Below are 5,557 nucleotides of genomic sequence, written 5' to 3'. Positions count from 1 at the left end.
TGTTTTGCCTACGTCAGCTCGAATTCTCCGGATGAACCTCCCGTTCCGCTTTGCCCGTAATCTGCTTCTGGTCGCCACGACCGTCATCGTCGCGGCCGCGCCAGCCCGCGCGGTCACCATCCCGGAAGCTCCGGCGATCGAGGCAAAGGCTTACGCGCTGCTCGATTTCGACAGCGGCGAACTGCTGGCCGGCAACAATCCGGATGCCAAGGTCGAGCCGGCGTCGATCACCAAGGTGCTGACCACCTACGTCGCCTTCGACGAAATCCGCAAAGGCCGCCTGAAGCTCGATGACACCGCGCTGATCAGCGAAAAGGCCTGGCGCCAAGGCAAGGATTCCAGCGAATCGCGGATGTTCCTGACCCTGGGCAGCCGGGTGAAGATCGAGGATCTGCTGCGCGGAATCATCATCGTCTCCGGCAACGATGCGTCGATCGCGCTCGCCGAACATCTGGCCGGCAGCGAAGAAGCCTTCGCCGATCTGATGAACGATGCCGCCAAGAAGCTCGGCATGACCAACAGCCATTTCGTCGACGCCAGCGGCCTGCCGGACCCGCAGCACTACACCACCGCCCGTGACCTGGCGATCCTTGGCCGCGCACTGATCCGCGAGTTTCCCGAGTACTACAAGATGTACTCGGAACGCTCGTTCAAATACGGCATCGATCACGCCCAGGAAAACCGCAACGGCCTGCTGATCAAGGACCCGAGTGTCGACGGCATCAAGACCGGCCACACCAGCGCCGCCGGCTACTGCCTGCTGACCTCGGCGAGCCGCGACGGCCGCCGCCTGATTTCCGCCGTGATGGGCGCCCAGACCTGGGCCTACCGCGAACAGGCCAGCCTGGAACTGCTGAACTGGGGCTTCCGCTTCTACGAAACTGCCAGCCTGTTCGGCCCGGCCGCAGCCGTCGGCACGATCAAGGTCTACAAGGGTGCCGCCAGCGAAGTGCAGGTCGGCACCCTGGAACCGGTTCGTCTGACCTTCCCGCGCGGCTCGAAGGAAACGATGCAGGTGCAGAACGAACTGTCACCGCGCGCGATCGCCCCGATCGCGCCGGGCGCAGTGCTCGGCAAGGCGACGATCAGCGTCGACGGCAAGGTGCTGAAGACTGTCGATCTGGTCGCGCTGACCGAAGTCCAGAGCGGCGGCTTCTGGCGCCGCCTGATCGACCAGATCAAGCTCTGGATCGGCTTCTGAGCCCCGCCCGCCCCACCGCCTGACCGACGCCCATGAGCGACGACGAAGCCACCAAGACACCCGCAGGGCTCACCTATCCCTGCGAGTTTCCGCTGAAGATCTTCATCCGCCCGGATGAAGAAACGGCCGTGCGGATCACCCAGGTGGTGCAGGCCCTGCTGGCGCCGGGTGCCGAGATCAGCACCTCGCGCCGGCTGTCCAGCGGCGGCAAATATCTGGGCCTGACCCTGAACTTCACCGCCGAAGACGCCGAACAGCTCGACCGCGTGATCAAGGCGGTGACCAGTGATCCGGGCGTGATTCTGGCGCTGTAGCGCGTTTGCGACATCGCGGACGCCCGACTAGACTAATCAAAGTTAGTTTACTCGGAGGCCTCATGGAAGCGATCAACATCCACGAAGCGAAAACTCATCTGTCGCGGCTCGTCGAGCAAGCCGCGAACGGCGAGCCGTTCCAGATCGCCAAGGCCGGCAAGCCGATGGTCAAGGTGGTGGCGCTCGACGCACCGACCGGCAACGTTGCCCGCCGGCTCGGCTTTCTCGTCGGCGCGATCGTCGTACCTGACGATTTCGACCGCATGGGCGAAGGCGAGATCGAGCAATTGTTCGGCGCCTGAGTCTATTTGTTCGCGCCATGAAACTACTGCTCGATACCCATCTGCTGCTGTGGGCAGCCGGCATGCCGGAGCGGCTCGGAGTGGAGACGCGCGGATTGTTGGCTGACCCAGCCAACAATCTGATATTCAGCGCCGCCAGCCTCTGGGAAGTGAGCATCAAGTGCGGGCTTGGCCGCGGCGATTTCCGGGTCGACCCGCGCCTGCTGCGCCGTGGCCTGCTCGACAACGGCTATGCCGAACTGCCGATCAGCAGCCAGCATGCGGTCGGTATCGCTTCCCTGCCGCCGCTGCACAAGGACCCGTTCGATCGCCTGCTGGTTGCCCAGGCGACGCTCGAAGGCCTGCTGCTGCTGACCTCCGATAACGCCGTCGCCGCTTACCCAGGGCCGATCCGTCTTGTCTGAAAACCCTGCAATCGCCGTCCGGTCACTCGGCCGGCGCGACTACAGCTCGGTTTACGAGGAGATGCGCGCCTTCACCGCGGCGCGCACTGCGGAAACGCCGGACGAGCTGTGGCTGGTCGAGCATCCGCCGGTCTTCACCCAGGGCCAGGCCGGCAAGCCGGAGCATCTGCTGAACCCCGGCGACATTCCGGTGGTGCAGAGCAATCGCGGCGGCCAGGTCACTTATCACGGGCCCGGCCAGGTGGTGATCTATGTGCTGGTCGACATCGCCCGTCGCGGTTACGGCATCCGCTCGCTGGTCACCCGGCTGGAGGACGCGATGATCGCCACCCTGGCCCGCTATGGCATCACAGCGGCGGCGCGGGCTGATGCGCCAGGCGTCTATGTCAGTGGCCTGTTCGATGACGGCCTCGGCCCGCGCCTCAGTAGCCGGAAAATCGGCAGCCTTGGTCTGCGCATCAGCCGAGGCTGCAGCTATCACGGCCTGTCGCTGAACGTGGCGATGGACTTGGCGCCGTTCGCACGCATCAATCCCTGCGGCCTGCTCGACATGCGCATGACCCAGGTTTCCGAGCTCGGCGGGCCGGCCGATTGCTTGCTCGTCGAAAGCGATCTGATTGCTGCACTTCGCGCGAAGCTCTGACTCTGCAGCGATAGCGGGCGGACGCTTCACCGGGAACCAATCGCGGCGCTGGGCCTCCAATGCGGGAGTCATCGCGTATAGTTTCAAGTCTGCTTCAGCCCTCCCTCAATAGCCCGTTTCGATGAACCCGGACACCTCCGACACGCTGGTTCGCGTTCGATCACTGCGTTTTGCGTTCGGTCCGCGCGTGATCTACGACGGCATCGATATCGACATCGTGCGCGGCAAGGTGACGGCCATCCTCGGTCCAAGCGGCACCGGCAAGACCACTTTGCTGCGTCTGATAGGCGGCCAGTGGAAGCCTTCGTCGGGCAGCATCGAGTTCGACGGCATCGACGTCCACGCGCAGTCGCGCAGCGAATTGTTCGAGCTGCGCAAGCGCATGGGCCTGTTGTTCCAGAGCGGCGCGCTGCTGACTGATCTCACGGTGTTCGAGAACGTCGCCTTTCCGCTGCGCGAGCACACCAAGCTGCCGGAATCGATGATTCGCGATCTGGTGCTGATGAAGCTGGAAGCGGTGGGTCTCAGAGGCGCTGCGGCGCTGTATCCCGAACAGATTTCCGGTGGCATGGCGCGCCGTGTGGCGCTGGCCCGCGCCATCGCGCTGGAGCCGGAAATGATCATGTATGACGAACCATTCACCGGTCAGGACCCGATTTCGATGGGGGTACTGGTCCGACTGATCCGGGGCTTGAACCAGGCACTCGGGCTGACTTCGGTGATCGTCACTCATGACGTCGAGGACGTGCTGAAGATTGCCGATTACGTGTATGTGATCTCCGGCGGCAAGGTGCTTGATCACGGCACGCCGGATGAAATCCGCAACTCGAAATCGGCCCTGGTGAGCCAGTTCCTGAACGGTGAAGCGGACGGCCCTGTGTCGTTCCACTACAAGTCGGCAACGACCTATGAGCAGGACCTGATGGCGGGGCGCGCATGAACTTTCTGACCCCGGCCACCGAGGGACTGCGCGGCCTGGGCCGGGCCACCCTATTTCTGCTGACGATTCTCGCGGCGATCCCCGGCGCGCTGCTGCGGCCCCGGCTGATCATCCAGCAGATCTATTCGGTCGGGAATCTGAGCCTGATCATCATCATCATTTCCGGAAGCTTCATCGGCATGGTGCTGGCGCTGCAGGGCTATCGCACGCTGGTGAATTTTGGCGCCGCGTCGAGCCTCGGCGTGCTGGTGGCGTTGTCGATCGTCCGCGAGCTGGGTCCGGTGGTCACCGGCCTGCTGTTCGCCGGCCGTGCCGGTACCGCGCTGGCTGCAGAAATCGGCCTGATGAAGGCCACCGACCAGTTGGCCGGCATGGAAATGATGGCGGTCGATCCGATCAAGCGGGTGATCGCGCCGCGCTTCATCGCCGGCCTGATCGCGATGCCGCTGCTGGTGTCGATCTTTTCGATGATGGCCATCGGCATTGCCGGCGGTCACGCGATCGGCGTCGAGTTGCTGGGCGTCGACGACGGCTCTTACTGGTCGCAGATCAACCAGTCGATGCATGGCGGCGACATCCGCGACATGCTGATCAAGTCGTCCGTGTTTGGCCTGGCGATCAGCTGGATCGCCGTCTACCAGGGCTATCACGCAGCGCCGACTTCCGAAGGTGTTTCACGCGCCACGACCTCCACCGTGGTGGTGTCGTCGCTGGCAATTCTGGCGCTGGATTTCGTGCTCACCGCCTTCATGTTCCGTTAAGCGACCCAAGACCAGACTGGACCCTCATCATGCAATCAAGAAGCCTTGAACTCCTGGTCGGATTCTTCGTGTGCCTCGGCATCGCGGCGGTGTTCGTGCTCACCTTCCGCGTGGCCAGCCTCGATTCGGTCGGCGACAGCGGCAGCAGCTACACGATCACCGCGAAATTCGAGAACACCGGCAGCCTGGCGCGCGGCGCTTCGGTGAAGCTGTCTGGCGTGCGCATCGGCCGGGTTCGCGAGATCGGCATCGACCCGGAAACCTTCCAGGCCGTGGTGAGCATGGAAATCGACGGCAGCCGCAACAATATTCCGAGTGATTCGAATCTGAAGATCCTCACCGCCGGCCTGCTCGGCGAGCAGTACATCGGTCTGGAACCGGGTGGCGATCCGGAGCCTTTGAAGAATGGCAGCGAAATCGCCTTCACCCAGTCTGCGCTGGTGCTGGAAAATCTGATCGGCCAGTTCCTGACTTCGTTTACCCAGAAGGAACCGTCCGCCGCAAAGAAGTCCGAAGAATCCGCCGAACCGAAGGCCGCCCCCAAGAGTGATGGGCCGGCCCCGGCTCCTGCGAAGTGAACTCATCGAAACATATCCGCTGGAGCACCCCATGTTGAAGAAATTCCTGACCCTGATCCTCGGCTTCGGTCTCGCTGCGCAAGTCGCAGCGGCGCCTGCTGCGGCCACGCCGGACACCGCGCTGAAGGGCACCACCGAACAGCTGCAGAAGCTGATCCAGACCAATTACAAGGCCTACCGCGCCGATCTGCCGAAGTTCTACCAGGCCGTCGATGAAGTCGTGGTGCCGCGCTTCGATGTTCCCTACATCGCCCAGTTGGTGCTGGCCACCAACTACAAGGCGGCGACGGCGGAGCAGCGCAGCCGTTTTGCAGCCGCGTTCAAGAACATGATGGTTCGCGCCTATGCGAACGCCATGCTCGACAACTACAACTCGATCCAGATCGACTGGCTGCCGGTGCGCCTCGGCGAGAA

9 protein-coding genes are annotated in these 5,557 nt (G+C 63.4%); all 9 read left to right on the top strand.

Annotation, left to right across the window (positions count from 1 at the left end; translation table 11 throughout):
* Positions 1–31: 31 nt before the first annotated feature.
* On the top strand, positions 32–1,201 hold the full coding sequence (locus Q0D45_RS20545; protein WP_293397493.1) for a D-alanyl-D-alanine carboxypeptidase family protein: 1,170 nt from the start codon (positions 32–34) through the stop codon (positions 1,199–1,201).
* 32 nt (positions 1,202–1,233) lie between these two features.
* Positions 1,234–1,515, top strand: coding sequence for a DUF493 domain-containing protein (locus tag Q0D45_RS20540; protein ID WP_293397491.1), 282 nt, complete (start codon positions 1,234–1,236; stop codon positions 1,513–1,515).
* Between the two features lie 62 nt (positions 1,516–1,577).
* The gene (locus tag Q0D45_RS20535) at positions 1,578–1,817 is read left to right on the top strand and encodes a type II toxin-antitoxin system Phd/YefM family antitoxin (RefSeq protein ID WP_293397489.1); all 240 of its coding nucleotides are present in this window, start codon (positions 1,578–1,580) and stop codon (positions 1,815–1,817) included.
* A 17-nt stretch (positions 1,818–1,834) separates the two neighbouring features.
* Complete coding sequence (locus tag Q0D45_RS20530) at positions 1,835–2,221, top strand: type II toxin-antitoxin system VapC family toxin (protein WP_293397487.1); 387 nt, start codon at positions 1,835–1,837, stop codon at positions 2,219–2,221.
* Positions 2,214–2,864: a lipoyl(octanoyl) transferase LipB gene (lipB, locus tag Q0D45_RS20525; RefSeq protein ID WP_293397485.1), complete on the top strand. Its 651-nt coding sequence runs from the start codon at positions 2,214–2,216 to the stop codon at positions 2,862–2,864. The genes Q0D45_RS20530 and lipB overlap by 8 nt, the downstream gene beginning before the upstream one ends.
* Positions 2,865–2,985: 121 nt before the next feature.
* Entirely contained in the window at positions 2,986–3,804 is an 819-nt protein-coding gene (locus Q0D45_RS20520) for an ABC transporter ATP-binding protein (RefSeq protein ID WP_293397483.1), read from the top strand.
* Positions 3,801–4,565: a lipid asymmetry maintenance ABC transporter permease subunit MlaE gene (gene mlaE / locus Q0D45_RS20515; RefSeq protein ID WP_293397481.1), complete on the top strand. Its 765-nt coding sequence runs from the start codon at positions 3,801–3,803 to the stop codon at positions 4,563–4,565. Before Q0D45_RS20520 ends, mlaE begins: the two co-directional genes overlap by 4 nt.
* Positions 4,566–4,594: 29 nt before the next feature.
* Positions 4,595–5,143, top strand: coding sequence for an outer membrane lipid asymmetry maintenance protein MlaD (gene mlaD, locus Q0D45_RS20510; RefSeq protein WP_293397479.1), 549 nt, complete (start codon positions 4,595–4,597; stop codon positions 5,141–5,143).
* 31 nt (positions 5,144–5,174) lie between these two features.
* Positions 5,175–5,557: phospholipid-binding protein MlaC (locus Q0D45_RS20505; protein ID WP_293397477.1), on the top strand; the 383-nt coding region annotated here is incomplete at its 3' end.

Origin of the sequence: Nevskia sp. (assembly GCF_023266035.1) — a bacterium.
In the GTDB taxonomy this organism is placed as follows: domain Bacteria; phylum Pseudomonadota; class Gammaproteobacteria; order Nevskiales; family Nevskiaceae; genus Nevskia.
This window is presented reverse-complemented; position numbering and strand designations above follow the sequence as displayed.